At 60.1% G+C, this 25576-nt stretch carries 27 protein-coding genes and 4 tRNA genes; 14 read left to right on the top strand and 17 right to left on the bottom strand.

Going from position 1 to position 25576, the window contains the following annotated elements; genetic code table 11:
* Positions 1–167: 167 nt before the first annotated feature.
* The 6 genes from QP968_RS09410 to QP968_RS09385 all read left to right on the top strand — a co-directional run bounded on the left by QP968_RS09410 (position 168) and on the right by QP968_RS09385 (position 5102).
* A complete protein-coding gene (locus QP968_RS09410) occupies positions 168–686 on the top strand; it encodes a MarR family winged helix-turn-helix transcriptional regulator (RefSeq protein ID WP_284856140.1) in 519 nt (172 codons plus the stop codon).
* 63 nt (positions 687–749) lie between these two features.
* Complete coding sequence (gene murI, locus QP968_RS09405) at positions 750–1547, top strand: glutamate racemase (RefSeq protein WP_502870934.1); 798 nt, start codon at positions 750–752, stop codon at positions 1545–1547.
* 88 nt (positions 1548–1635) lie between these two features.
* On the top strand, positions 1636–2412 hold the full coding sequence (locus QP968_RS09400) for an MBL fold metallo-hydrolase (RefSeq protein WP_284856139.1): 777 nt from the start codon (positions 1636–1638) through the stop codon (positions 2410–2412).
* A 24-nt stretch (positions 2413–2436) separates the two neighbouring features.
* A complete protein-coding gene (gene rph, locus QP968_RS09395; protein WP_284856138.1) occupies positions 2437–3174 on the top strand; it encodes a ribonuclease PH in 738 nt (245 codons plus the stop codon).
* Between the two features lie 8 nt (positions 3175–3182).
* Positions 3183–3806: an RdgB/HAM1 family non-canonical purine NTP pyrophosphatase gene (gene rdgB / locus QP968_RS09390; RefSeq protein ID WP_284856161.1), complete on the top strand. Its 624-nt coding sequence runs from the start codon at positions 3183–3185 to the stop codon at positions 3804–3806.
* Positions 3807–4007: 201 nt separating this feature from the next.
* Complete coding sequence (locus QP968_RS09385) at positions 4008–5102, top strand: HNH endonuclease signature motif containing protein (RefSeq protein WP_284856137.1); 1095 nt, start codon at positions 4008–4010, stop codon at positions 5100–5102.
* 328 nt (positions 5103–5430) lie between these two features.
* Here QP968_RS09385 and QP968_RS09380 read toward each other — a convergent pair whose 3' ends face one another.
* From QP968_RS09380 to bcp, 4 genes are all read right to left on the bottom strand, one after another.
* On the bottom strand, positions 5431–5829 hold the full coding sequence (locus QP968_RS09380) for a DUF3817 domain-containing protein (protein WP_284856136.1): 399 nt from the start codon (positions 5827–5829) through the stop codon (positions 5431–5433).
* Between the two features lie 12 nt (positions 5830–5841).
* Positions 5842–6291 carry an MreC domain-containing protein gene (locus QP968_RS09375; protein WP_284856135.1) on the bottom strand — a complete coding sequence of 150 codons (450 nt, stop codon included), beginning with the start codon at positions 6289–6291 and terminating at the stop codon, positions 5842–5844.
* Between the two features lie 63 nt (positions 6292–6354).
* Positions 6355–6436: transfer RNA gene (locus tag QP968_RS09370), tRNA-Leu, on the bottom strand.
* Between the two features lie 111 nt (positions 6437–6547).
* The gene (bcp, locus tag QP968_RS09365) at positions 6548–7024 is read right to left on the bottom strand and encodes a thioredoxin-dependent thiol peroxidase (RefSeq protein ID WP_284856134.1); all 477 of its coding nucleotides are present in this window, start codon (positions 7022–7024) and stop codon (positions 6548–6550) included.
* Between the two features lie 112 nt (positions 7025–7136).
* Here bcp and QP968_RS09360 point away from each other — a divergent pair, with 112 nt between their 5' ends.
* Positions 7137–7415, top strand: a complete 279-nt coding sequence (locus tag QP968_RS09360; protein ID WP_284856133.1) for a DUF3618 domain-containing protein — start codon at positions 7137–7139, stop codon at positions 7413–7415.
* Positions 7416–7470: 55 nt separating this feature from the next.
* Here the strand turns inward: QP968_RS09360 and QP968_RS09355 are convergent, their stop codons facing one another.
* The 3 genes from QP968_RS09355 to QP968_RS09345 all read right to left on the bottom strand — a co-directional run bounded on the left by QP968_RS09355 (position 7471) and on the right by QP968_RS09345 (position 8844).
* Positions 7471–8043 (bottom strand): isochorismatase family protein, encoded by a 573-nt coding sequence (locus QP968_RS09355; protein ID WP_284856132.1) that lies wholly within the window; start codon positions 8041–8043, stop codon positions 7471–7473.
* A 15-nt stretch (positions 8044–8058) separates the two neighbouring features.
* Positions 8059–8685, bottom strand: a complete 627-nt coding sequence (locus QP968_RS09350) for an LOG family protein (protein ID WP_284856131.1) — start codon at positions 8683–8685, stop codon at positions 8059–8061.
* 86 nt (positions 8686–8771) lie between these two features.
* Positions 8772–8844: transfer RNA gene (locus tag QP968_RS09345), tRNA-Lys, on the bottom strand.
* 307 nt (positions 8845–9151) lie between these two features.
* On the opposite strand from QP968_RS09345, the gene QP968_RS09340 reads away from it, so the two are divergent.
* The gene (locus tag QP968_RS09340; RefSeq protein WP_284856130.1) at positions 9152–10345 is read left to right on the top strand and encodes a L,D-transpeptidase; all 1194 of its coding nucleotides are present in this window, start codon (positions 9152–9154) and stop codon (positions 10343–10345) included.
* Positions 10346–10423: 78 nt separating this feature from the next.
* Here the strand turns inward: QP968_RS09340 and QP968_RS09335 are convergent.
* The 6 genes from QP968_RS09335 to QP968_RS09310 form a co-directional block, all read right to left on the bottom strand.
* Positions 10424–10496: transfer RNA gene (locus tag QP968_RS09335), tRNA-His, on the bottom strand.
* Positions 10497–10544: 48 nt separating this feature from the next.
* The gene (gene orn, locus QP968_RS09330; RefSeq protein WP_284856129.1) at positions 10545–11177 is read right to left on the bottom strand and encodes an oligoribonuclease; all 633 of its coding nucleotides are present in this window, start codon (positions 11175–11177) and stop codon (positions 10545–10547) included.
* A 10-nt stretch (positions 11178–11187) separates the two neighbouring features.
* Entirely contained in the window at positions 11188–11988 is an 801-nt protein-coding gene (gene cmrA, locus QP968_RS09325; protein WP_284856128.1) for a mycolate reductase, read from the bottom strand.
* 10 nt (positions 11989–11998) lie between these two features.
* On the bottom strand, positions 11999–12193 hold the full coding sequence (locus QP968_RS09320; protein WP_502870052.1) for a helix-turn-helix domain-containing protein: 195 nt from the start codon (positions 12191–12193) through the stop codon (positions 11999–12001).
* A gap of 19 nt (positions 12194–12212) precedes the next feature.
* Positions 12213–12785 (bottom strand): hypothetical protein, encoded by a 573-nt coding sequence (locus QP968_RS09315; RefSeq protein WP_284856126.1) that lies wholly within the window; start codon positions 12783–12785, stop codon positions 12213–12215.
* A gap of 123 nt (positions 12786–12908) precedes the next feature.
* Positions 12909–12985: transfer RNA gene (locus tag QP968_RS09310), tRNA-Arg, on the bottom strand.
* Between the two features lie 93 nt (positions 12986–13078).
* Here QP968_RS09310 and QP968_RS09305 point away from each other — a divergent pair.
* The 5 genes from QP968_RS09305 (at position 13079) to QP968_RS09285 (ending at position 18769) form a co-directional block, all read left to right on the top strand.
* Positions 13079–15067, top strand: a complete 1989-nt coding sequence (locus QP968_RS09305) for a bifunctional copper resistance protein CopD/cytochrome c oxidase assembly protein (protein ID WP_284856125.1) — start codon at positions 13079–13081, stop codon at positions 15065–15067.
* Between the two features lie 228 nt (positions 15068–15295).
* Complete coding sequence (locus QP968_RS09300) at positions 15296–15925, top strand: single-stranded DNA-binding protein (protein ID WP_284856124.1); 630 nt, start codon at positions 15296–15298, stop codon at positions 15923–15925.
* A 97-nt stretch (positions 15926–16022) separates the two neighbouring features.
* The gene (ettA, locus tag QP968_RS09295) at positions 16023–17693 is read left to right on the top strand and encodes an energy-dependent translational throttle protein EttA (RefSeq protein WP_284856123.1); all 1671 of its coding nucleotides are present in this window, start codon (positions 16023–16025) and stop codon (positions 17691–17693) included.
* Positions 17694–17720: 27 nt separating this feature from the next.
* Positions 17721–18131 carry an acyl-CoA thioesterase gene (locus tag QP968_RS09290; protein WP_284856122.1) on the top strand — a complete coding sequence of 137 codons (411 nt, stop codon included), beginning with the start codon at positions 17721–17723 and terminating at the stop codon, positions 18129–18131.
* Positions 18131–18769: a DUF8185 domain-containing protein gene (locus QP968_RS09285; protein ID WP_284856160.1), complete on the top strand. Its 639-nt coding sequence runs from the start codon at positions 18131–18133 to the stop codon at positions 18767–18769. Before QP968_RS09290 ends, QP968_RS09285 begins: the two co-directional genes overlap by 1 nt.
* A 40-nt stretch (positions 18770–18809) precedes the next feature.
* On the opposite strand, the gene QP968_RS09280 is transcribed toward QP968_RS09285, so the two are convergent.
* From QP968_RS09280 to QP968_RS09270, 3 genes are read right to left on the bottom strand one after another with little or no spacing between them, the layout of a single operon-like run.
* A complete protein-coding gene (locus QP968_RS09280) occupies positions 18810–20147 on the bottom strand; it encodes a D-arabinono-1,4-lactone oxidase (RefSeq protein WP_284856121.1) in 1338 nt (445 codons plus the stop codon).
* The gene (locus QP968_RS09275; protein ID WP_284856120.1) at positions 20144–21358 is read right to left on the bottom strand and encodes an alanine racemase; all 1215 of its coding nucleotides are present in this window, start codon (positions 21356–21358) and stop codon (positions 20144–20146) included. The genes QP968_RS09280 and QP968_RS09275 overlap by 4 nt, the downstream gene beginning before the upstream one ends.
* Before the next feature lie 53 nt (positions 21359–21411).
* Positions 21412–21822 (bottom strand): globin, encoded by a 411-nt coding sequence (locus tag QP968_RS09270; protein ID WP_284856159.1) that lies wholly within the window; start codon positions 21820–21822, stop codon positions 21412–21414.
* 120 nt (positions 21823–21942) lie between these two features.
* On the opposite strand from QP968_RS09270, the gene QP968_RS09265 reads away from it, so the two are divergent.
* Positions 21943–23151 carry a cystathionine gamma-synthase gene (locus QP968_RS09265; protein ID WP_284856119.1) on the top strand — a complete coding sequence of 403 codons (1209 nt, stop codon included), beginning with the start codon at positions 21943–21945 and terminating at the stop codon, positions 23149–23151.
* On the opposite strand, the gene pepN is transcribed toward QP968_RS09265, so the two are convergent.
* Entirely contained in the window at positions 23148–25559 is a 2412-nt protein-coding gene (pepN, locus tag QP968_RS09260; RefSeq protein ID WP_284856118.1) for an aminopeptidase N, read from the bottom strand. The two genes, QP968_RS09265 and pepN, sit on opposite strands and share 4 nt — an antisense overlap.
* Positions 25560–25576: the final 17 nt, after the last annotated feature.

Below are 25576 nucleotides of genomic sequence, written 5' to 3'. Positions count from 1 at the left end.
CAGACTTTGAATGGGTGCAGGGTATTGCACTAAATGGTTGTGGCTGTATCTAAAATCTTCTTAGGTACAAACGCTGCACTACACCAGATGGGGGTACTTTCCAGTATTCATGAGAAAATTTCACGTGAAAGTATGAGTTTTCTCAGGCTTAAGTTATTCTTACTTTCATGAGCAACATGAATGCACAACTTGGGTCTCTCTCTGTCCCTGAATCCGATGTGTGGTCCCGTTTCTGGGCTGTGCAAATGCAGCTGCCCGCTATTCTCGACGCACAGCTGAAGCGTGATGCTGGTGTCGCCTACTTTGAGTTTCATGCGCTGCAGAAGATTGCGGAGTCCAAGCGCAAGTCGCGCCGTATGACAGATTTGTCTGAGGCGACGGCAATGTCGCTGTCCCACCTGTCACGCGTGGTTACTCGTTTGGAAAAGAAGGGCCTCGTGGTTCGTATCCCAGACCCGAATGATGGCCGCTCAACGTTTGCCACACTCACCCCGGAAGGGGAGCGGACCGTGAAGATGGCTCTGCCGGGACATACCGCTGAGTTGCGTCGCGTCATCTTTGACAATCTTGAGGGCGAGGAGCTGGAGCAGCTGGCAGACGTCTTCGCCCGTATGAACTCTGCCCTTGTATCTGAGTCGGAGCTCGACGAGGCGGCGGAGAAAACGGGGAAGGTTAGTGCGGCGTAGGGGGCGTCGATAAGCAATGAGCTCTCAGTACCGCCCTCCTAGTGGGGCGGTACACTTCTGTGCGTGGATAATAATGCGCCGATTGGCATCTTTGATTCTGGTTTTGGGGGGCTGACGGTGGCCCGCGCGGTCATGGATCAGCTGCAACATGAATCGGTGCTGTACATCGGGGATTCTGCGAACGGACCGTATGGGCCGAAGCCGCTGGCACAGGTGCGTGAACATGCGATGGCGATCGCGGATGATCTGGTTGAACGCGGCTGCAAGATGATTGTCATAGCCTGCAACACCGCTTCGGCTGCATTTCTGCACGATGCGCGTGAGCGATATGACGTGCCGGTGATTGAGGTGATCAAGCCGGCTGTGCGCCGCGCGGTGGACACCACCCGTAATGGCAAAGTTGGCGTGATTGGTACAGAGGCAACGATTCGCTCTGGCGCCTATCAGGACCTGTTCAACCTGACACCGTCCGTCGAAGTGACTGCCGCGGCGTGCCCCGCTTTCGTGGAATTTGTGGAACGCGGCATCACATCAGGGCGACAGATCCTCGGCGTGGCGCAGGGCTACCTAGAGCCGCTGCAGGCCGCGGGGGTAGACACGCTCGTCCTTGGATGTACCCATTATCCGCTGCTCTCCGGCGTCATTCAGCTGGCGATCGGTGAGAATGTCACGCTTGTATCTTCCGCCGAGGAGACCGCGAAAGACGTGCTGCGCATCCTCACCGAAAATGACATGTTTGCAGATGAAGAGCACGAACCTACCCGGATTTTTGAGTCCACGGGAGACCCGGAAACCTTCAACAGGCTTGCCGCGCGCTTCCTTGGACCCCATGTGGAGGCCGTGTCACACGAGAACCTATAAGTGATTTACCCCATGTCGGCCAGTATCCCGGCAGGTCATCGGCGCCCTATGTTTAGGTATTTCCTAGTTTCCGTGGCACAGTGATCGCATGAAACTGACTGTTCTCGGATGCACTGGGTCGCTCGCGGCCCCGGGCAACCCCGGATCGTCCTACCTGATCAATGCGCGCGAGGGGGACCCGGGAATTCTCATGGATTTTGGGCCGGGCGCATTGGCAGCGCTGCAGGAAGTTGGGGATCCTTCGGATGTGCATCTGCTGTTCAGTCACCTTCACGCTGACCACTGCTCCGACACCACGTCGCTGTGCGTATGGCGGCGCTACCACCCCACGGCCCCCGCAACACGACGCCACATGCTCTATGGACCCAGCTATGCGGCGGACCATCTCGGACGGATGGGGGCGAACGGCCCAGATGAGATTGATGATCTGTCGGATACTTTCGACGTGCGTACGTGGGTTTCCGGTCAGCCGGTAGACATCGATGCCGTGACGGTCACGCCCTTTGCGGTGCTGCACCCGGCGGTAGAGTCCCACGCTTTGCGCGTGGAGTCCAAGGACACCGGCAGTGTGATTGCTTTCTCTGGTGATTCAGCTTCCACCCCCGCGCTTGTTGAGGCTGCGCGTGGGGCTGATCTTTTCCTCTGCGAGGCCGCGTGGGGACCCTTTGCCGCGGCGGACACCCCACCCGGCATGCACATGTCCGGCCAGGAGGCAGGCCAGATCGCGCGGGAAGCTGGCGCGAAGAAGCTGGTTCTCGTGCATATTCAGCCGTGGTCTGACAAAGCTGCGACGTTGGCGGCCGCGCAGGCGGAGTTCGACGGTGAGGTCGTGCTGGGCTGCGCGAAGGATGTCTACGAGGTTTAATTCCGGGGCCTGTAGGCTCGTGGCATGACTGAATCACATTCCTTTGTCCGCGCTGACGGTCGCGCGCTCGATGAAATGCGTCCAGTGCGCATCACGCGTGGCTTTACGACGAATCCTGCCGGCTCCGTCCTCGTCGAATTCGGCAACACCCGCGTGATGTGCACCGCCTCTGCTGAAGAAGGCGTGCCTCGGTTCAAGAAAGACTCTGGTGAAGGCTGGCTTACGGCCGAATACTCCATGCTGCCGGCAGCAACGCATGAGCGCATGCCGCGCGAATCCATGCGAGGCAAGGTGAAGGGCCGTACCCATGAGATCTCCCGCTTGGTGGGACGCTCCTTGCGCGCGGCAGTCGACCTGTCGCAGCTGGGCGAGAACACCATCCAGATTGACTGCGATGTGCTCCAGGCCGACGGCGGTACCCGCACTGCCTCCATCACCGGTGCCTACGTTGCTTTGGCTGATGCCATTGCCTACCTCAAGGAACGAGGCCTGGTTCCTGGCGAGCCCCTCCAGCCACCGGTGGCTGCCGTATCCGTAGGCATTGTGGACGGCCGCGTAAGCCTTGACCTGCCGTACGAGGAGGACTCCCGCGCGGAAGTGGACCTCAACGTTGTGATGACAGAGTCCGGCAACTTCGTAGAAGTACAAGGCACCGGTGAGCACGGCCTGTTCGGCAGGGATGAACTCAACGCCATGCTCGACTCGGCACAGAAGGGCTGCTACGAGCTCATTGCCGCGCAGAAGGCGGCGTTGGGGTGGTAGAAACACCGCTGAAAATCCTCGTTGCCTCCGGTAACGCAAAGAAACTCCATGAGCTTGAAGCTGTCCTCGCTGAATGCGCGATTGAGGGCGTGGAACTGGTGTCTTTAAAAGACGTGGCGCCGTACCCGGAACCCGCCGAAACGGGCCTAACGTTCGCGGAGAACGCCCTGATCAAAGCACGCGCCGGTGCCGCTGCCACCGGGCTTGCCTGCGTTGCGGATGATTCAGGTCTAGCCGTTAATGCACTCAACGGTTTGCCGGGTGTGCTGTCCGCCCGCTGGTCTGGTTCCCACGGCGATGACCAGGCAAACAATGATCTTCTGTTAGCCCAGATGTCCGACATCGACCAGCGCGCCGCCGCCTTCGTCTCGTGCTGTGCCCTCGTGGTCCCCGCGGAACTATCAACCGACGGGAAGTCACATGAGACCACCGCGGAGGGGCGCTGGGAAGGCACCCTGCTCCGCCAACCGCGTGGGGAGAACGGCTTCGGATACGACCCCCTGTTTGAACCAGCGGATTGCCCCGGCCGTTCCTCTGCCGAACTCAACCCGGAAGAGAAAAACGAACGCTCCCACCGCGGCAAAGCCCTACGCGAGCTTGCACCCGCGATCGCCGAACTAGTGGGCGCGTAAAACGCGGGGCCAAACGTTTTCCGCGGGATTTAACTTTTTTGGTGGTTTGGGAACTCGTTCTGTTCCCGCTGGCAGACGGCATGTTCCGCACTCTCCGGTGCGCGCTACCGCGCGCACCCCCTGTGGATAGTTTTTGGGTTATCCACAGGCTTTTTTAGCCCTTAGCTGCACGTTTCTGATTTTCCGTTTAGTGTGCGAGGCATGAACACTTTTGCAGCACTAGTGGCGGGTCTAACCAACCCGATCGAGACCCTGGCCTCCTTTGATGCCCAGGTCCTCCTCGACGCTGGCTGCAAACCCGCCCTTGTACGCGAATGGACCAAAGTCCACAAGGTCTACTACGGGCCCACCAAGTTCACCCGTAAACAAGCCAACGCGATTACAGTGGCACGCTCGACGAAGAAGTCCTTGGATCAGCTTGTCTACATCGAATCCCGCCTCGTGGGCATCAATAATCCCCACGAGAAGTGGCGGGTGCGCCTAGCGTTGCTCTCCGTTAAGGGTGACTACGCCACGTTGCAGCGTCGGGCGAAAGACATCATCCCCGAAGTGGACACGCCTGCCCCGGAGCCAACAATCCGGTTTGGTCGCTCACGTAAACAGTCCCGCCCCATGAACATTATGGGTCCAGAACACGACATGGCAGCCATCGAGTACGCGCTACGCCAAAAAGTCACCGGTGATGGGCCAGCAGGCCCACAGATGTATGAAGCATTCATGACCATCCTGGGCCTTCGCCCCGACACTGTGGGCGAGACTCCAGCTCGGATTGCTCCTGCTGTGCCCCGCCCCTTGATCCTGATCCCACTAGAAGAACACATCAAGATCATCAGTGGTGTTGGCGATGACATCATCCTGGGGCTAACGGATGGCACCACCATGACCGGTGCGGAATACTTGGCCCAGAATTTTGGGGACGTACTCGAAGTAGCGGTGTTCCACCCACAAGTTGGTGCGGTCAACCTGTATGACACGCAACGGTTTGCTAACCAGAAACAACGCGACCTAGCCAGAGCGTTGTCACCAACGTGTCCAGTACCGGATTGTCGGCATGCGGCGGATAACTGTCAGGTCCACCACATCAAAGCCTGGTCGAAGGGTGGGCTAACCAACATGGATAACCTGGCGATGTTGTGCAGGTATCACAACCGCACCAACGACGATGACCCCGAACACAGCTACCACGGCCGGGTAGACAACATCCGGGGCGCACCCATATGGAGATCACCAAACGGACACCTCATCCCCAACACCATCCACCCCTTTGGGGCCATGACACTCCTGTACGGAAGATAGCCCGCCAACACATGTCGAAAGCCAGCAACAGCTGGTCTTTCGGCATGCCCAGGTTTGACTATCGCCGCGAGTGGGAGACAAAACCCCAGGTCGTCGATCGTCGCAAAGCGCGATAGTCAAACCGGCGCAACCACGCCAAGGCCCCGGCGCCAACACCCCACCCGTGTCGCAGCGGGGAGCTCAGTACGATGAGCAGATACAGGTTTCAGACGCGTATATTTTCGGTATCGTCCCAGTTCACCTGCTCGAAATTAGCCAATCCAGACACACTTTTGACCTTTAAGTCTAAGGCTGGCCCGTGCCTCCCTAGGAGACGCTTTAGTGCCTGCTACGGCTCATTGAGGGCGAATTCCTCTGTAACTTCCTTGCGTCGCCAGTGCTCCACGAAGAAGGAGAGGAAGGGCACCACACCCGCCAGTGCCGTGACCAACCAGGTTTTGGTGGCCCATCGGGCCTTCATGCCCAGGTTCAGGGTGGCCAACAGGAACAGGGCGTACACCCAGCCGTGGGCGATGGCTACCCAGTTCAGGCTAGAAACGTCCATGTGGAGGATGTACTCCATGATCATGCGCACACACAACAGGAGCAGCATGACACCGGTGACCCATGCTGTAATAGCGAATAGTGTGAGTGCGGTTTTCACGCGACGTTTGCGTTCTGGGTGAATGCGCGGGGCGCCAGCATCTGGGGGAGTAGGGGTGTCAGGGTTCATCGGGGGAGTGCTCATTATTCGTGTTCCTTAAACGTCTTCGGTGTGGTGGCGCCGACGTGGTGTGTTCAGCTCATTGAACTCTTCCACATCCAATTCGCGTCGCTGGGGGAGGAAGTCCTCGCTGATTTCAGTCATGGCTGGCGCGGCATCGGGATCGCCGAACGCGGCGGCATCCGCCTCATAGAGCGCATCCATGGACTTACCAGCGTTTTCGGCATCGATCTTTTCGTTTTCCATCTTCATGCCTGCGCGGTAGATGTACACGAGGAACAGGCCAAACATTGGCCATTGCAGCGCGTAGCCCAGGTTCTGTAGTGATCCGGTGCCGGAGGTGTATCGCGACCACTGCCAGCTGGCCAGCATGATGCTCACCGCCACAGCCACAATAAGCAGGATTACGTGCCAGGCACGTACCCGCAAGCGTTTGCGTTGGGGAGGTTGCTCAGTCTGAATGTCCTGATTGTCTTGGTCGCTCACAACCCAAACTCTATCAATCAAACTGTTGAGGCCCCAAGGTCCGGAGGTGGGGCAAGAAGAGTGTGCGCCCGGTGAGACTTGAACTCACACGCCTTGCGGCACTGGAACCTAAATCCAGCGCGTCTGCCAATTCCGCCACGGGCGCGCTCCCGCGCTGAAATGCACAGTGTCCATGATTCATGGCGCGGAGCGGTTCACAGTGTACAGTGCACCGCCCTGCGAAAGAAACAAGTGCTGAAAAGGGGTGGGGGAGTGTTTAGCTCAGGTCGAGGTCACGCAGGAGGCGGCCAACGTGGCCGGTGGCTTTGACGTTGTACTGGGCGGACTCGATGGTGCCGTCGGCGCCGACGAGGAAGGTGGAACGGATGACACCTTGGACGATTTTGCCGTAGTTCTTTTTCTCGCCGAAGGCGCCGTAGGCGGTCATGACGTCTTTGGACTCGTCGGAAAGCAGCTCGATGGTCAGGTCATGGTCGGCGCGGAACTTAGCCAGCTTTTCTGGGGAGTCCGGGCTGATACCTACCACCGCCACGGAGGACTCCGAGAATTCCGAGAGGTTTTCGGAGAAATCGCATGCTTCGCGGGTGCAGCCTGGGGTGTTGGCGCGTGGGTAGAAGTACACGATGACGCGCTTGCCTGCGTAGTCGGACAGGGAAACGGTTTCTCCCTTGTCGTTGGGGAGGCTGAAGGCGGGGGCGGCGTCGCCGACGTTCAAACGAATCTGTTCAGTCATACTGGCCACTGTACTTGTGGTGCGCTGGCATGGAACCGGTGCTGCGTCAGGGATTCTTCGGTACGGTACTGTGGGAACGAGATAGACAAGCAAACCTTTATGGGAGTTAGAAGTGGCACGCGATATTAACGATATTCAGCGCGAGATCGAGCGCACCCGCGCCAACCTGGCCAGCACGATCGATGAGCTCGCTGACCGTACCAGTCCGGAGAACCTGGCCAACAATGCGAAGGCGCAGGTGAGCACCAAGCTCAAGGATGGCAAGGTGCAGAAGGTGCTTGCCGGTGTAGCCGTTGCTGTGGTGTTGCTTGTTGCCCTGAAGTCTTCGAGCAGCCGCAAGAAGAAGAAGGACCTTAAGGAGCTGCAGCGTCTGCTCGCTGAGCGTAACTAAAGCTCGATAAGTACAGCGCGCCCTCTTGCCAGTTAGGCAAGGGCGCGCTGCTTTTTTAAAGTACCGTTGCGCCGGCTTCGCGGAGCTCATTCAAGGTCGCACGGCCGCGTTCTTCGCTCACGGGGGAGCAGTGCTGGCTGAGCACGCGCACCTCGAAGCCTTCATGCAGCCCATCCAGTGCGGTGGCGCGGACGCAGTGATCGGTGGCGATGCCTACGATGTCGATAAGCGTTACCCCACGCTCATTCAGCCATTGCGCAAGAAGTACATCTTCGCTTGTCGACGCCCCCTCGAACCCGCTATACGCCGCCTCATACCGCCCTTTGCGGAAGTACTCTTCGATGACGGATGCGGCTGCTTCCTCGGCCAGCGGTGCGCGCATGGCAGCGCCTTCCGAATCCGCAACGCAGTGAACGGGCCACGTATCGACAAAATCTGGGGTGTCAGAAAAGTGCGTCCCCGGATCAATGTGCCAATCCTGGGTGGCCACGATGTGGTCATAATCCTTCGCGTTGGTGGTAAGCAGCTGGGCAATGCTTTCCGCCACCACGTCACCACGGTCGGTGGCAAGGGAGCCACCGGGGCAGAAATCATTCTGAACATCAACAATGACAAGAGCCTTGGTCATACCCCGTAACCCTACTCAATCCTTGTCCTGTTCAGCGCTCTGCGGCGCAGGGCACCACCGAGGGCGTTGTGGGCGCCACTGTGCCAGCTGATCCAACAACTCGTCCGGATCATCCACCACGATGAGACTGTCACGGTCCTCTTGGCGCACAAAGCCGTGCGCCACCATGTGGTCCACCATCTGGATCAACGGTTGCCAAAACTCGGTGCCCAGCAGGCCGATGGGTTTGGTGTGGAGGGCGAGTTGTTGGTTGGTCCATTCGTCGAAAAGCTCATCGAGCGTGCCCGCACCCCCAGGAAGCGCAACAAATGCATCGCACCGCTGACTCATGAGGGCCTTGCGCTGCGCGAGTGTATCCACGAACACGAGCTCCGTGAGGCCCGTGTGCGCAATCTCATGCGCTGCGAGATGCTCCGGAATGATACCCACCGTCGCACCACCAGCATCAATCGCGCCCTGGGCGACTGCCCCCATCAAACCCAACCGGCTACCGCCATACACAAGTGTGATGCCGCGCCGGGCGAGTGCCACCCCAAAATCCCTGGCCAGCGTGTTCATCTCTGGCGCAGTTGCCTCTCGGGCTCCTGCAAAAACAGTCACGGCATGGATGGGGCTGGGTGGTGTTGTCTCGGCGGTGCTCATGTCACTTAAGAGTAGTCTTGCCGGCAGGGCTATGGATACGAAAAACGAGGCCAGGCACCGTGGGGGTGCTCTGACCTCGTAGTCTGTGCGCCATCAGGGACTCGAACCCCGAACCCACTGATTAAGAGTCAGTTGCTCTGCCAGTTGAGCTAATGGCGCTTTGCCTTTGGAAGGCAACGAAAGAAAAATATAGCACCCCACCCTCAATACATGAAATCGCCTGGTTAGAACGGTGTTATGGGGCTAGGGAAACAATACGATAACGACTTGGCGGATGTGACTGTTTCAAGTAGGACAATGTTGGGTTTGGCGTTAAGGTAACGGGCACGATAATCGCTCAAAGCGTTGTGTGTGGTGCAGTTTCTTTGAAGGTGAATCATGTAACTAACCAGGCGATACCTGCGATTAACAAAGGTGAAGTCCGATAGCGGTATCGGGGTGCGGCAGAAAGTTAAGTGGTTGAAGCATGTCTTCTAGGTCGGTGTGGTCGGTGTCGAAGCTCCGTCGTGTTGTTGCCACGAGTGCGGCAGCCGTGCTTGTGGGGACTGCGTTGGCTAGTTGCACGCTGGAACGTAGTGACGCGGCTGCAGAGGCCGAAAAGGAGATTGTTAAGGACACCCCGGCCACCATCTCCGTGAAGGACGGCGCCACTGAAGTGGAGCCGGGCATTCCCGTGAAGGTGAATACGCCGGCGGGGCTGAGTAGCGTCACCATGACGAATGAGTCTGGCAAGGAAGTCAAGGCATCCTTCAACGATGACCGCACTGAGTGGACCACCGCCGAGCCACTGGGCTACGGCAAGACTTACACGGTGAAAGCCATGACCAAGCAGGGGACGGCAACGCTGGCCAGCTTCACCACGGTGACGCCGAGCCTGCAGATGTCTGGCTCCGTTAGCCCGCTTGAAGGGTCCGAAGTCGGTGTGGCTCAGGCTGTTGTCTTCTATTTTGATGTGTCACCGCAGGACCGCCAGGCTGTGCAGGACGCAATCACGATTGAGACGTCCAACAACACCGTGGGTGGCTTCTACTGGATCGAGGCCAACAAGCTCATCTGGCGCCCCAAGGAGTACTGGGAGCCGGGCACGAAGGTGACGGTGAAGGCAGACCTGTACGGCAAGGACTTTGGCAACGGTATTTACGGCCAGCAGGACACGGAAACCAACTTCACCAGTGGTGAGGAGGTCCGCACCGTGGTGGACAACAGCACCAAAACACTGACCGTGTACCGCAACGGTGAAAAGATTAAGTCCTTCAACATCGCGCTGGGCCGCGACGGCAGCTATGACACTCCAAACGGCAACTATGTGGTGGGGGATCGCCATGACAGCTTGGTCATGGATTCGCGCACCTACGGTCTAAGCCTGGAGGCGGGCGGTTACGTCACGCCGGTGAACTACGCCACCCAGCTGTCCTGGTCCGGCATCTACGTCCACTCGGCCCCGTGGGCAACGTGGGCTTTGGGGCAAACCAACGTCTCCCACGGTTGCATCAACGCCACCCCGGCGGATGCCAAGTGGTACATGGACACCGTCAAGCGCGGCGACCCGGTTGAGATTGTGAACACCAAGGGCAGCACACTGCCGGGCACGGATGGTTTGGGCTACTGGAACATTGATTGGGAGACGATCAAGGCTGGCAACGCCGATACGTCTTCCTAGTTTCCCGGTCCGCCGGGGGTATGGGTAAGGCCCTGCACCGATTCCATTTGCGGGATGGTGCAGGGCCTTAACCTTCGGGGTGGCTGACGGGGCTCGAACCCGCGACACCCAGGATCACAACCTGGTGCTCTACCAGCTGAACTACAGCCACCATCGCTGTTTGCACAGCGGAAACCTACTCTAGTTCACTTGGTCTGAATTACAAAAACTGCTGGTAGCGGCCCACGGCGTCCTGCGCGTGTGCTGCTGCTTCGCTTGTTACGGGGCCGGGGCTGGCGATGAAAACAGAGCGACGGTAGTAGTCGAGCTCGCGGACGGATTCCACGATGTCGGCGAGCGCACGGTGGGACAAGTTTTTGTCGGGCTGGTTGTAGTACGTGTCGGCGAACCAGCGACGGGTGAGCTCCTTGATGGTGGACACGTCGATCATGCGGTAGTGCAGGCGTTCGTCCAGGCGTGGCATGTATGCGCGGATGAAGGAGCGGTCCGTGGCAATGGAGTTGCCGGCAAGAGGTGGGCGGATTCCAGCGCAATGCTTCTCGACGAGCTCCAGAACCGCCGCTTCCGCCTCCTCCACCGTGATCGTGGAAGCCTTGATCTGTTCGGTGAGGCCCGAGGTTTCGTGCATGTTGGTGACAAAGTCATCCATCTCTGCGAGCTCGGCGTCGGTGGCGTGAACGACAAGGTCAATGCCCTCGTCGAGGACGTTGAGGTCCGCATCGGTGACCAGGGCTGCAACCTCCACGATCACGTGGCGGTCTGGTTCCAGTCCGGTCATTTCAAGGTCGATCCAGACAATGCGGTCATCTTTAGCAGCGAGTGCTTCATTCATGGGCACAACGCTAGCCCATCTTGGCGTAGAACCAGCCCATGACGGGTGCAAGTGCACCGCGTGGGGCGAAGGAGGAGACGAAATCCATGGCCTTGGACAGTGGGCCTGGGGTGATGCGGCGGCGGTTCTTCATCATGGCTTCGATGGTTTCGCGGGAGCAGGATTCATAGGTGGTCCAGAGGAAGTCTGGGACAACCTTGTCCACGATGGACTGTTCCGCTTCAGGCACCACGGCATCGCGGACGGGGCCTGGGGCGAGGAGGGTGCAGTGCACGCCGGTCTTCTTCAGCTCGTAGTGCAGGGCCTCAGTGAAAGCGTTCACGCCAGCCTTGGTGAACACGTAGGTGGCGTTGTTCGGGATGGGCACGTTGCCGGCCGCAGAGCCGACGTTGCACAATGCGCCCTCACCGCGCGGAACCATCTGGTCCAGTGCAGCTTTGGTGATGCGGAAGACGGCGGTGGCATTAAGGTTGAACTGGTTCGTCTCATAGTCCCAGTCCTGCTCCATGAAGGGGCCGAAGGAGGCGATGCCGGCGGAGTTGATGCAGATGGAGACCCGGTAATCGCGGATAAGCGCAAGGAGCTTGTCTACGTCCTCGGCGACGGAGAGATCATGTGCGGCGACGATGACATCAACACCGTGCGCTTTTTCAAGCTCCGCCGCGAGTGCTTCGAGCACGTCCTTTCGCCTTGCGACGACAATCAGGTTGTACCCAGCTTTAGCCAAATCACGCGCCATGGCCTCACCGATGCCTTGGCTGGCGCCGGTGACAAGGGCGTAGGAGTCGTGGGAGGGAGAAGGAAAACTCATGCCTGCGAGCCTACTTCACTGAGAAGACATCCCCCGGCTGACAGTCGAGTGCCTGGCAGATCGCGGCGAGGGTAGTAAAGCGAACGGCTTTGGCGCGGTTGTTTTTCAGGACGGACAGGTTAACGGGCGTGATGCCCACTTGTTCGGCGAGGGCTGCGCCGGTGATGCCGCGCGCGGCCATGAGCTCGTCGAGATGGCACACCACCCGTGGTGCATCGGTGGGGTTAGACAAGGCCATCAACATCCTCTTCCAGCTTCGCGCCGCGGCGCAGGATCGTGGCCAGTGCGCCGAGAACGAGGATGAGAAGGAGGGCCGGGGCGAGCTCAGAAAGTGGGGTGCCGGTTCCCGGGGCGCCCCACCAGTCGATTCCAAGCTGAGCGGCGGCCCAGTTATTGGCCATGCCTTCCAGGCCCAAACGGGCAATGAAGAAGACGACAATGCTGATCCATGCGCCAGTGAGGCGACGTGCGTTCTTTTCGGTGAAGACCTTCTCTTTCGCCATGTCAGTGAAGGCGTTGGTGACAAGGAACACTGCGCTGAGCAGGGCAACGAACTTCAAACCCAGGGCGACGGTGAACATGGTCTGCGGGCCGGTGGTCAGATCGGCGAAGTGCAAACCGTCTTCGATGGCGGGGGAGAGGCGGCTGGAAATCGTTCCATCGTTCACCAGCGCGATGATCTCTGGCAGGAGCCATGCGAAGGCGATGGCGACGGCGAGAGCGTCGAACCGGGAGATCTTTGTGCGGTCGCGGCCCTTTGGTGGGCGGGGCCTGGGGGTCGGGGTAGGCGTGTTCATGACGGCGATCCTTTCTTATCGATATTCGATGCTGTCGTAATTCGATATTATCGCTAATCGATATGCCGTCAAGGGTTCTGGCAAAAAATTTCCGCCCACGGGTGGGGCGGATGGTGAAAAAATTGGTGCCCCCAGCAGGACTCGAACCCGCGACCAGCCGGGTAGAAACCGGATGCTCTAATCCACTGAGCTATGGAGGCTTGGTGTTCATCATGGTAACTCACGCCTAGGGTGGGGATGGTGGGTGGTGGGGGAGTCGTCGATAAGCAATGGCAACTTGTACGCTTTATTGCATGTCCTTGAGTGTTTCAGCGCGCGTAGCTTGGCCAATCTATCTGGTATTGATGCTTATCAGTGCGCTGGTGGCAGGCACCTTGTCGTTTGCGTTCCTCGGCGATTCGCTGGCGGCGCTGGGCATTCCGGATCCGGGGCCGTTGACCACGGTGGGGCTGCCCATGATGCGTGCGGCGGCGTGGATTCTGGCGGCGCTGGCCACGGGCTCCTTCATGTTTTCTGCCTTCCTAATTCCGCCTGATCAGAAGGATTTGCACGGCGCGAAGCTCACGGTGGACGGGCACATTGCGGGCCGTACGGGCGCGTGGGCGAGCGCAGGTATGGCGCTCATTGGGCTGTTCATGATTCCGCTGGTGCTCTCTGATGTTTCGGGCACGCCGCTGACTGATGTGCTGTTTAGTCCTGAGATGTGGGCGATGGCTCTGGATCGCGTGGCGGATGCCAAGATTTGGCTGCTCGTCGCCGTGTTTGCGGCAGCGGTGGCAGTGTGCGGTTTGTTGGCAGGTAGCTGGTCTTCGCAGGTGGCACTGCTGCTGGGTAGTTTGGCTACCATCATGCCGCTGGGTATGTCCGGGCACTCAGCGGCGGGTGGTAACCACGATTACGGTACGAACTCCTTCCTCTGGCACCTTGTGTTCATGCTCGTGTGGGTGGGTGGTCTGCTCGCGCTCATCGCGCATGGTCGCCGCCTCGGCCCCCACATGCCCCAAGCTGTCGCACGGTACTCGCGCATTGCGCTGTTCGCCTTCTTCGCGGTCACCATTTCAGGCGTGATCAATGCGCTCATCAGAGTGCGTATCGACGATCTTTTGGCCACCGCTTACGGCGCCACCGTCCTAGCCAAGGCCGTTGGCTTGGTGGTGTTGGGCTTACTTGGTTTTGCTCACCGTGAACTGACCATCCCGCACTTGCAGGAGCGGCCGGGGCTCTTCCGGCGTATTGCGCTGGTGGAGGCAGTGGTCATGGCCGCTGTCACCGGTGTGGCTGTCTCGATGGGCCGCACCCCGCCGCCCACCCCGGTGGTGACTGACCTGACCCAGATGCAGGTGAAGATGGGCTACAACCTCTACGAAGCGCCGACGTTCACTAACGTGTGGACGATCTGGCGCCCAGAGGTCCTGTTCTCCGTCATCGCGATTCTGCTGGCCGTGTACTACCTGCACTTGCTACGGCGCGTGAGCGGGTGGGAGAAAGCCCGCACCGCGTGGTGGTTGGCTGGCTGCGCGACGATCGCAGTGACCATGTCTTCCGGCCTAGGCATGTATATGCCGGCTGCATTTTCGGTCCACATGGTTGTGCACATGATTCTGTCCATGGGGGCACCCGTCTTCCTGGTGCTCGGTGCGCCGTTGACATTGATCAAACGTGCGTACCCGGAGGATGAATTCGGGCCATACGCTTGGGTGAAGGCTTTTGAGGAATCAGCGTTCGTTCGCGTGCTTACCTACCCGCCAGTGTCCACGGTGCAGTTCCTCGTTGTTTTCTACGTGCTGTATGTCTATCCGGCCTTTTACCAGGTTGCCGTGTCTGAACATGCCGGTCACGTGCTCATGAACGCCGCATTCTTGGTCTCCGGTTACTTCTACTTCTGGGAACTTATTGGCCCGGATCATATTCCCAACAGGAAGCCAACACCGGTCCGATTCGCGTGGTTTGTCTTCTCCATGCCGGTCCATTTGTTCATGGGCGTGTACCTCATGCAGCTGAATTTGGTTTTGGGGGAAACTTTTTACGAAAATCTTGCTCTTCCATGGAACCCCGACTTTTTGCGCGACCAAAAAGTCGGCGCCGGTATCGGCTGGGCCGCTGGAAGTTTCCCGATGGCGGTGGTGTTCCTCTACCTCGCCGTCGGCTGGCTCCATGAGGATCGCGCCGACGCAAAGGCCCGTGACCTGCGCGAAGAGGAAAACGATGATGAGGAGTGGCGCGCATACAACGAGATGCTAGCCCAGTACTCGCAGGGCCGAGGGGGCCCACCGCGCCAGTAGCAGATGTGGCACAGCGGGCGCCACTTTGTGGCACGAAATTCTTCCGAAGGGGGCGCTTAGCGGAGGATCAGCCTGTGGAATTCGTTTGAGTTATCCACAGGTCTTTTGGGGGGTACTCGCGCAATGTGTGGTTGTGAGGAAACGTTGGTGGTGTCACCTCTCCCCGATACGGGAGCGGGGCAAAAAGTACATGAAACACCACAACAACTTTTCCGAAAGGACACTGCAATGACGTACCTACCCATCACACTGTCGGGCAATCTCATTGAGGATCCGGTGAGCAAGGTTTTTGATACCGGCACCTTCCTTACCCGCCTGCGCCTCGCCTCGAGCCGTCGCGTACGCACGGACAGCGTGGACCCCAGTGGCAACAACATGTGGGCGGACACGGACAACCTGTACATCGACGTTGAATGCTGGGGACAGTTGGCATTGAACGTCAACGCCTCTTTGCGCAAGGGGGTGCCCGTGATTGTCTCCGGGCGCCTTGTCTCCGAGAAGTGGACAGACAAGGAAAACGTGACGCGCTACAAGCACATCATTAAGGCCAACCACATTGCCTTGGAGCTCAGCCGCCACCAGGTGGCATATCGCTCCACTGCCTCCCAGGCGCACACCCCCAATGGTGTAGACGAAGTCAAACTCCTCACCGCGGAGGAATTTGGTAAGAAGCACGGCGTGACTGTGACGCAGAATGTCAAGGCGCCGGAGGAAAGCCAAGAGAGCCAGAACGCTCAGGGGGATCAGCAGGAGAAACCGGCGCCGTCCTCAAGCAATCAGAGCGGCGCGGGCGATGGTGTGCTCAATAGGCCGTCCGGCGCGAACGCACCGCGACAACAGCCAGCAATGGCTGGCTAAGACGGGGCGACCCAGCTTGTCGCCGGGGTGATGTACCCTTTGAGGTGGTTTTTAAACTTCCACCACAACGCATGAAACGCGAGAGAAGGGGACGCTAGTGGCTGAGTTCATCTACACGATGAAAAACGTTCGCAGGGCCGTCGGTGAAAAAGTCATTCTGGACAATGTCACCATGGCCTTTTACCCCGGCGCCAAGATTGGTGTCGTTGGCCCGAACGGTGCAGGTAAGTCCTCCCTGCTGAAGATCATGGCTGGTATTGATCAGCCGAATAACGGTGAGGCTTTCCTGGACCCCGGTGCCACCGTGGGCATCCTGCTGCAGGAGCCGCCACTGAATGAGGAAAAGACGGTTCGGGAGAACGTCGAAGAGGGCCTCGGCGAGATCTTTGAAAAGAAGCAGCGCTTCGAAGAGATCGCAACGGAGATGGCTACGAACTACTCCGATGAGCTCATGGAAGAAATGGGCAAACTGCAGGAGGAGCTGGATGCTGCGGACGCATGGGAGGTGGACTCCAAGATTGAGCAGGCGATGGAGGCTCTGCGCTGCCCGCCGTCTGATGCGCCGGTGACCAACCTTTCCGGTGGTGAGCGCCGCCGTGTTGCCCTGGCAAAGCTGCTGCTGTCCGAGCCGGATCTCCTGCTTCTTGACGAGCCGACGAACCACCTCGACGCCGAAAGCGTCCTGTGGCTGGAGAAGCACCTGCAGTCCTACCCGGGTGCAGTGCTGGCGATTACGCACGACCGCTACTTCTTGGACAACGTTGCAGAGTGGATCTGTGAGGTCGACCGCGGCAAGCTCTACCCGTACGAGGGCAACTACTCCACCTACCTGGAGAAGAAGGCTGAGCGCCTTGAGGTTGCTGGCAAGAAGGACCAGAAGCTGCAGAAGCGTCTGAAGAGCGAGCTCGAGTGGGTGCGTTCCTCACCAAAGGCACGTCAGGCGAAGAACAAGGCTCGTCTGGAGCGCTACGAAGAGATGGCAGCCGAGGCGGAGCAGTACAAGAAGCTCGACTTCGAGGAGATTCAGATTCCTACCCCGCCGCGCCTGGGCAACAAGGTCGTCGAGGTGAAGAATCTGAACAAGGGCTTCGATGGTCGCACGCTGATCAAGGACCTCACGTTCACCCTGCCACGCAACGGCATCGTCGGCGTGATTGGCCCGAACGGTGTGGGTAAGTCCACCCTCTTCAAAACCATTGTTGGTTTCGAAGAGCCGGATTCTGGCACGGTGGAGATCGGCGATACCGTCAAGATCTCCTACGTTGACCAGAACCGCGAGAACATCGACCCAGAGCAGACCGTGTGGGAGGTCGTCTCCGACGGCCTGGACTACATTCACGTTGGCCAGAACGAAATGCCGTCGCGTGCATACCTGTCCGCATTCGGCTTCAAGGGCCCGGACCAGCAGAAGCCGTCGAAGGTTCTCTCCGGTGGTGAGCGCAACCGTCTGAACCTGGCGCTGACGCTGAAGCAGGGCGGCAACCTGATCCTGCTCGATGAGCCGACGAACGACCTCGATGTGGAAACCCTGGGTTCCCTTGAAAACGCGCTGCAGAAATTCCCTGGCTGTGCTGTGGTGATTTCGCACGACCGCTGGTTCCTGGACCGCACCTGTACCCACATCCTTGCCTGGGAGGGCAACGTGGAAGAGGGTAAGTGGTTCTGGTTCGAGGGTAACTTCGGTGACTACGAGGCCAACAAGATTGAGCGTCTCGGTGAGGAAGCGGCCAAGCCGTCCCGCGTCACCCACCGTAAGCTCACCCGCTAAAGGTCTGAGAAGATAAGGACATTCACTATGAGCAACCTTCTTTCAGATACCCAGGTCATTCCGCTGCGTTGGAACGACTATGACCGTTATGGGCACCTGAACAACTGCAAGTTCGTGGACATCTCGCAGGAAGCACGTATTGCTTTCATGCAGCAGAACTTCGCGGACCGGGAGCAGGAGTTCGGTGTATTCGTCCGCCGCGTTGAGGTGGACTACCTCCGCCCGGTGATGCCTGATACCACGCAGGTGACCGTGGAGACCACGGTCACGGAGATCGGGAACACGTCTTTCAAAACCACGCAGGATTTGAAGGACCGCCACGGCAATGTGTGCGGTGTGGTCAAGACGGTGCTTGTGGCTGTGGATCTGTCCACTGCCTCGCCGCGCGAGATCACGCAGCAGGAGCGTGGGATTCTCACGGCGGGTTCGGGCGAGTAATCATCGAAACGCTCGCAATCAGCGCGGGAGCAGCGGGGCTCAAGGCCCTCACCTCCCGCGCCTTGTCGTTGGATGAGGACGCCTCAGTGCGTATCGACGATCGCAGGGACGGGTCCCTCGACATCTTCGTCACCACCCCCTTTGACTGTTTGGCTGCGCGACGGGTGAGGGGAACGGTGTCCCGAGACAAAGCCGTCGTGGCGTTGAAAGACCTCGATGCTGCTCTCGCAGCAGGGCGCACCGAGATCGGTCCTGCCCGTGATTCCCGCTGGCCTGGCGCACTTCCCCCGGCAGAGGGTTTTGCGGAGCGCGACGTGGTCCCGGTTGCCGTCGTGCGTGATCTGGCGGATCAAGGGCGCCGCTTGGCACGCCAGTTCTCGGGACCACTCGGTCCGCCGCGGTCCTTGCTCAACCAGACGGTGCTCACCGTGGATGCGGAGCAGGAAACCGGGGCAGGAACGGTGGAAGTGCCCATGCGCATGGTTTTCACCTGCACATCTTTGGGCTTCATCCCTGGTCCGGGTGCCCCGGCCGAGGTGCCCCGTCATCTACGGATTGCCACGTCTGGCCGGTGGGTGCGCATGGACGCCCCCTTCGGCAGTGTGTACCACGCCACCGCACTCAACCTGCTGTTCTAGAGGTCCTTCACTCTTCTTTTCCTTACGCAGCTTTTCGGAGTTATCCGAAAAGCTGCGTAAGGTGCGGGGACCCAAACGTGCGGGTGGGGTCCATGGTTTCGCGGAGGGTGCAGAATTCGTCGAAACGCGGGTACGCCTGGGAGAAGAATTCCCGGTCGCGGGTGTGCATCTTGCCCCAGTGGGGGCGGCCGCCCGCGGCGATGAAGATTTGCTCGATGTGGGGGAAGTAATCGTGCGGGTTCATCGTGCGGGGGACGTGGAAGGCGATGTACATCGATTTGCGCCCGTTGGCGGTGGACAGTGCCACATCATCCGCGGCGGTGGAGCGCAGCTCCAGCGGGAAGGGGATAAGCCAGCCGCGACGTTCAATCTCCCGGCGGATTTCGCGGACGGTCTCCGGGCCATCGGCAAGTGGCACAGCGAATTCGGTTTCGTGGAAGCGCACGCGGCGCGGGGTGGCAAAGACCTCATGCGCACGGGAGCGGTACGTGTTGGCCGCCATCGCATCGGTGGCAATGCCATTGAGGAATGTCGTGGTCTTCGGCGCGATACGTGCGACCGTCAACGCGGCGGCGAAAGCACCGTTGCCCACCAGGTCATCCTCGATGAATTGGGTGAGACGGCCACGCTTCTTCGGCTCACCGCCCGGAGCCGGATCGCCCGGGGCGAGGCGGGTGTTGTTCTTGATCATCGCTTTGTCCGTGTGCGGGAACCAGAACGCCTCGAAGTGGTCAACGGCGCGAGTGCGCTCCTCCCAGCTGTCCAGGACATCATCCAGGTTGTCACTGGTCTCACGCGCCAGGAGATCAAAGGCGTCAACGCACTGCATTTCTACTTCGACAATAACGCCCAAAGCGCCAACCGAGACGGTGATGAGGCGTAGCAAGTCTGGATCGTCGTCGATGGAGTAGGTGCGGAGCTCCCCGGTGGCGTCGACAAGCGTGAGACCTGTCACCGTGCCGGCGAATCCGGTCCACTCGATGCCGGTGCCGTGGGTGGAGGTGGAGATCGCGCCGGCGACGGACTGGTTATCAATATCGCCCTGGTTGGCCAGCGCGAGGCCGAAAGGCTGGAGGTATTCCGGAATGCGGTACAGGCGTGTGCCGGCGAGGAAGCGGACGCGCTTTGTCTCTCGGTCCACGTTGATGATGCCGGCGAGCTTGTCCAGGCTGATCATCGCCTGCGCACCGGCAGCTACCGGGGTGAAGGAGTGGCCACCGCCGACCGTGCGCACGCTCTGTCCGGCGGGCAGCGTGCGGATGATGTGCTGCACCTCCGCGATGGTGGCGGGGTAGTAGAAGGCAGCCGGGCTAGTGTTGACGGAGCCAGACCAGTTGCTAAAACGCTGGTTGGTGCGTTTTTCCGGTGTAAGTGTCATCGCAGTGTCCACCCTTGTCCTCGGTAGGTATCCCATGTTTCGGTTGAGCCGTCCGGAAAGACGGCGATGATCTCGTCGACATGCTCGGTCATTTCGCCTGCCTTTGCGTGACGGAACCACACTGTGTCGCCTACTCCCAAGCTGCTGGTAGCCGGGCCGTGGAGCGGCGTTTGCACCTCACCGGCCCCCTCAGTGGTGGAGTACCGCAGCCCGGCCGGGTGCACCGGGACGGGCACTCGATCTGCCGCCGGCGGGCCGGAGGCGATCCACCCGCCGGAGTTCACCGTGGCCCATCCTGGTGCCGGAATGCGCGAGACCTGACAGATGAAAAACGCGGCCGGTTTGTGGTTGATGTCGGCGAAGTTGTCAAAGATGACGGGGGTGTAGAACCCGGATCCCGCAGCGAGTTCTGTCAGCGTGCCTTCGGCAGCACTGACATCGAGCGAGCCCGTGCCGCCACCGTTGACAAATTCCAGGTCAGCGTGCTGGCGTGCTGCCGCAATGCACTCTGCCCGGCGCGGGCCAAGCTGGTCCATGGAGGTGGTGCGCAGCCAGCGCTTCACCGCGCCGGGAATGCCGGATTCCGCATCTGCAACCGAGGCGACCTGGCCTTCGTAGGCCATGAGCCCCACCAGTGAGAGTTCTTTCCGTGAGGTGATCTGGCGCGCCAGCTCATCGGTTTGTTCCGGCGTGCGGATGGGGGAACGGCGTGGCCCGATGACCAGGCCGGGGAGGTGCAACGTGCAATCCAGGTCAATTGCCACCCGCACCGGGCCGGCGTTACCAGCCTTCCGGACCGCACAGCTGATGAGGTCCAGGTGCTCCACGCAGTCCACCATCACAGTGATGGTGCTGCGCAGCTGGTCATCACTAGCCAGCTCGCGTAGCGCCACCTTGTTCACTGAAGGGTAGGCGACCACGATGTCGTCAAAGCCCTCCCGCGCCAAGTGGATTGCTTCCGGCACGCTGTAGGACAAGATGCCCTGGAACCCTGGATGAGACAACGCCCGACGAAGGGCAGCCACGCTGCGCAGGGACTTGGATGCCACCCGGATGGGCAACCCTTTGGCGCGCTGCTGCATTTGGGCTGCGTTGTAATCAAAGGCCGCGATGTCCATGGCGGCGCAGGGGGCGGAGGCCTCGTCGGCGTCGATAAGCCCTGGCACGACAGCGAGCAAAGTCTGAGACGGGGAAGTCGACGTTGACGGCATGGAAAACATGCTAGTTCCCCAAAACTATCGTGTTTGCGTTTTTGGGTGGGGACTTACAGCAGGTTCGGGTTGGTGGACATACCTGGGTGTTCGCCCGGCTGGTTGATCGTCATGTAGGCCACGCGCTCCATGTGGTTGACCAGCGCGGCACGTTGTTCTTCGTTCAGCTCATCCGCGGTGAACTGGTCCAACGAGCGGTTCATCAGCTCAAGCCAGCGCTCCGCTTCCGCCTGGCCGATCGGGTAGGGGAGGTGGCGGCGGCGCAGCATCGGCGCCCCGCGTCGCTCATTGAAGGTGGTTGGCCCGCCCCAGTACTGCGCGAGGAACCAGCGCAGGCGATCCTCGGCGCCGTCCCAGTCATCTTCCGGGTACATCGGTCCGATGAGATCATCTTTCCTGACCTGCTGGTAGAAGCCGGAAACCAGGCGCCTGAAGAAGGCGTCTCCACCAAGTGCCTCATACATTGTGTCCACACCGTTCACCTTAGCCGTGAATCTAAATCGACCGCGCCGTCGGCCAAAGTGGACAGCTTGGTCTATTGTGCTTATCGACGTCTCCCTAGAAGCCCACCAGGAAAGGACCCCATGACCGAGAACACTCGCTCAGGTTTCAGCACCGACTCCATCCACGCTGGATATGAGCCGGATTCCCTCTACGGGCCGATCAACACTCCCATCTACGCGTCGACAACCTTCGCGCAGGATGACCTGGCAGTGACCCGCAATGGCTACGAGTACACCCGCGTGGGCAACCCGACCATTACGGCGCTGGAGAAGACCATGGCCGCGCTGGAGAAGGCCGATTACTGCGTCGCCTTCGCCTCCGGCATGGCGGCTGTGGACTCGGTGCTGCGCATCCTGCTCAAGCCGGGCGACCACATCGTCATTGGTAATGACGCCTACGGCGGCACCTACCGCCTCATCCAGCAGATCTTCAGCCAGTGGGGGATTGAGAACACCCCCGTGGACATCACCAACACCGACGAGATCGCGGGCGCCATCCAGGACAACACCAAGGTCATCTGGGTAGAAACCCCGACCAACCCGCTGCTGTCCATCGCCGATATTCAGGCCATCGCTGCTATTAAGGGTGACGCCACCCTCGTGGTGGACAACACCTTTGCCTCCCCGTACTTGCAGAAGCCCCTGCTGCTCGGCGCGGACGTGGTACTGCACTCAACCACCAAGTACATCGGTGGCCACTCCGACGTCATCGGCGGTGTGGTGTGCGCGAACCGTCCGGCTGATTCCACCTCCCAGGGTGTGACCGGCGTGACCGCTGCCAGCTTCGATGCCCTCAATGACTTTGAGGATCAGCTCCGCTTCTTCTTCGGCTGGGTCGGTGCCATCCCATCCCCCTTCGACACTTACCTCACCGGCCGTGGCCTGAAGACGCTGAGCGTGCGCATGGACAAGCACTGCGACAACGCCGAGGCAGTGGCTAAGCACCTGAAGGCCTCCGACAAGGTCGCCCGCGTCTACTACCCGGGCCTGGAGGATCACCCAGGCCATGAGATCGCCGCGCACCAGATGACCCGCTTCGGCGGCATGGTTTCCGTGGCCTTCAACACCGCGGAGCAGGCTAAGACCTTCTGTCGCTCCACGAAGGTGTTCTGCCTAGCCGAGTCCCTCGGCGGCGTGGAGAGCCTGCTCGAGCACCCCGCCACCATGACGCATGTTTCCGTTGCTGGCTCGGCCCTCGAGGTGCCGCCCACGCTCGTGCGTATCTCCGTCGGCATCGAGGATGTTGAGGACCTGATCGCCGACCTCGACCAGGCCCTGGACAAGCTCTAGGCCTGTGCGTCCACCGTGCGGTTCCGCAGTGCGCGGGCTGCGCGGTCCTGGCCCTCAGAGATGATGCGGCGCAGGCCAGCCGGAATATCCCCGGCCAGCAGCTCATCGGCCTTCGCGATAGCCTCCTCCGAAACATCCCACAACGGGTACATGCCCTCGAGGGTGCGCTGTGCCATCTCATTGGACAGCCGCGCCCATAGCTGTGGCGCCACGCGGAAGTACTCGTCGGTCAAACCCTCAAGGCCCTCGCGGGTAAAAGTCAGGCCATCCATCAGGTAGCGGGATTCAAGGTTGGTGAGGTCCTCGCTCACCAGCTTGTCCCACGCCCATTGCTTATCGACGCTCGCCCGCACCCTCAACCTCGACACCACCCCCTCCGAGGTGGAGTCCTTTTCCTCCTCAGCAGCTGATACCGGCAACACTCCAGCCGCGATGAGGCTTGTCAGTGCAAGCCAGCGCGTTTCCTGGTTATCTGAGGTCTCCAGAAGTGTGGTGAAGTGATCCACCGTCTCCTTGTCCGGAGTGAGACGAGCCAGAGCCCGGTCGAAGACAACAGCAGGCTCAGCACCCCGGAAAGCGGTGTTGAGCAGTGCCATGCCCTCGGCGTGCCAGTCCTCAGCAACGTACTGCTTCACTGCCTGGGTGGCCTGCGCGAGCAGACGCTCCTGCACACTCGGGTGAGTTTCCTGGCGGGCAAAGCGTGCCACCAGCCGAACAAACTGACGCGCGGGCAGGAAGCCGTCGCGCACGGACTCCCACAAGGACGACCACACGAGAGTGCGCGCGAGGGAATCCTCAATGTCGCCGAGATGCTCCAAAGCAAAACGCTGGTGCTCCTCGGTCAGGCCCATGAGGCAGTAGGTGAGGTCATCGTCATTGACCAGTGCGAGGTCGTGCTCCACGCCCGCCAGCTCAGGGATTTCGGTGCGCTCGCCGGAGACATCCAGTTCGACCTGTTTGATGCGGGTGACGGTGCCGTGGATAAGCGAATACAGCCCGACACGAACGCGGTGCGTGCGCATCACATCGGACTCTTGTACGACGGCGAAGCTGTCCGCGGAGATCTCCGGGCGCAGGCGGGACACGCCGGTGGTGCGCAGCCACTGCTGCGCCCAGTCAGACAGATCGCGTCCTGATGCCTCCTCGAGCGCCCCGAGCAAATCCGCGAACTCCGCATTGGAGTAGGCGTGGTTGTCAAAGTGCGTGCGAACCCCGGCGAAGAACTCCTCGTAGCCGACATAGGCCTGAAGCTGCTTGAGCACACTGGCGCCCTTGGCATAGGTGATGCCGTCGAAGTTCTGCTCCGCCGTCTCAATATCTGGCGCATCCGCCGCAATCGGGTGCGTGGATGGCAGCTGGTCCTGGTTGTAAGCCCATGCCTTTTCCACCGAAGCGAACGTGGTCCACGCCTCCGGATACTCGCCGATGCCCACCTGGGCTGTTGCGGCAGACCACGTAGCGAAGGACTCGTTGAGCCACAGATCGTCCCACCACTTCATAGTGACCAAGTCGCCGAACCACATGTGGGCCATCTCGTGGAGGATCGTGTCGTTGCGGCGCTCAAGACGGTAAGGAGTCGGCTCGGATGTGAAGACGTACTCGTCCCGGTAGGTCACCGCACCAACGTGCTCCATCGCGCCCATGTTGTACTCGGGGCAGAAGATCTGGTCGTACTTGTCGCCGAACGGGTAGGTGCGGCCGAATTTCTCATGGTAGAAATCGAATCCGTCCTTCGTCTGCTTGAACAGGCGCTCCGAATCCATATGCGGAATCAGGCTCGCGCGCGCGTACAGGCCGAGCTCGATTGTCCGCTCCCTGCCGTTGTAAGTGCAGGTGTACGTGTCAGAAACACGCTCGAACTCACCAGCGCACACGCAAATGAGATAGGTCGACAGCGGGTAATCGAGCCTCGTGCGGGTGGTGGCCGTGCCGTCGCCATTGTCGGTGCGCTCCACCACTTCGTTGAGCACCACCACGTAGCGCTCCGGCGCGGTCACCGCAATCTCATAAGTAGCCTTGAGATCGGGCTGGTCAAAGCACGCGAAAGTACGCATTGCCATCGCCGGCTCGAACTGGGTGTACAGGTAATCCTTGCCGTCAGCCGGGTCTGTGAACTTATGCAGGCCCTCGCCTGTCCGGGAGTACGTGTGGGTCGCCTCCACGACGAGTTCGTGGGGGCCAGGCGAAAGCGCGAGCTTTCGCTCGTCGATAAGCGTGCCATCGAGCGTGGCCTCGAAGCTGTCCGCAATGAGATCAAAGAACGTCTCACCCGCTTTCGATTCAAACGTCACCTTCGTGCGCGACGTGAACGTGTCCGCGCCCGTAATGTCGAGGTCAACGGAATAATGAACATTGCTGATGAGCTCCGCGCGATGCTGCGCGTCGGACCGAAAAAGATTTGCCTTCATGCAAACCAACGTACCCT

The organism is Corynebacterium sp. MSK041, from assembly GCF_030232265.1.
GTDB lineage: Bacteria > Actinomycetota > Actinomycetes > Mycobacteriales > Mycobacteriaceae > Corynebacterium.
Note: the sequence above shows the minus strand (reverse complement) of the source record. Positions and strands in the feature narration are given on the sequence as shown.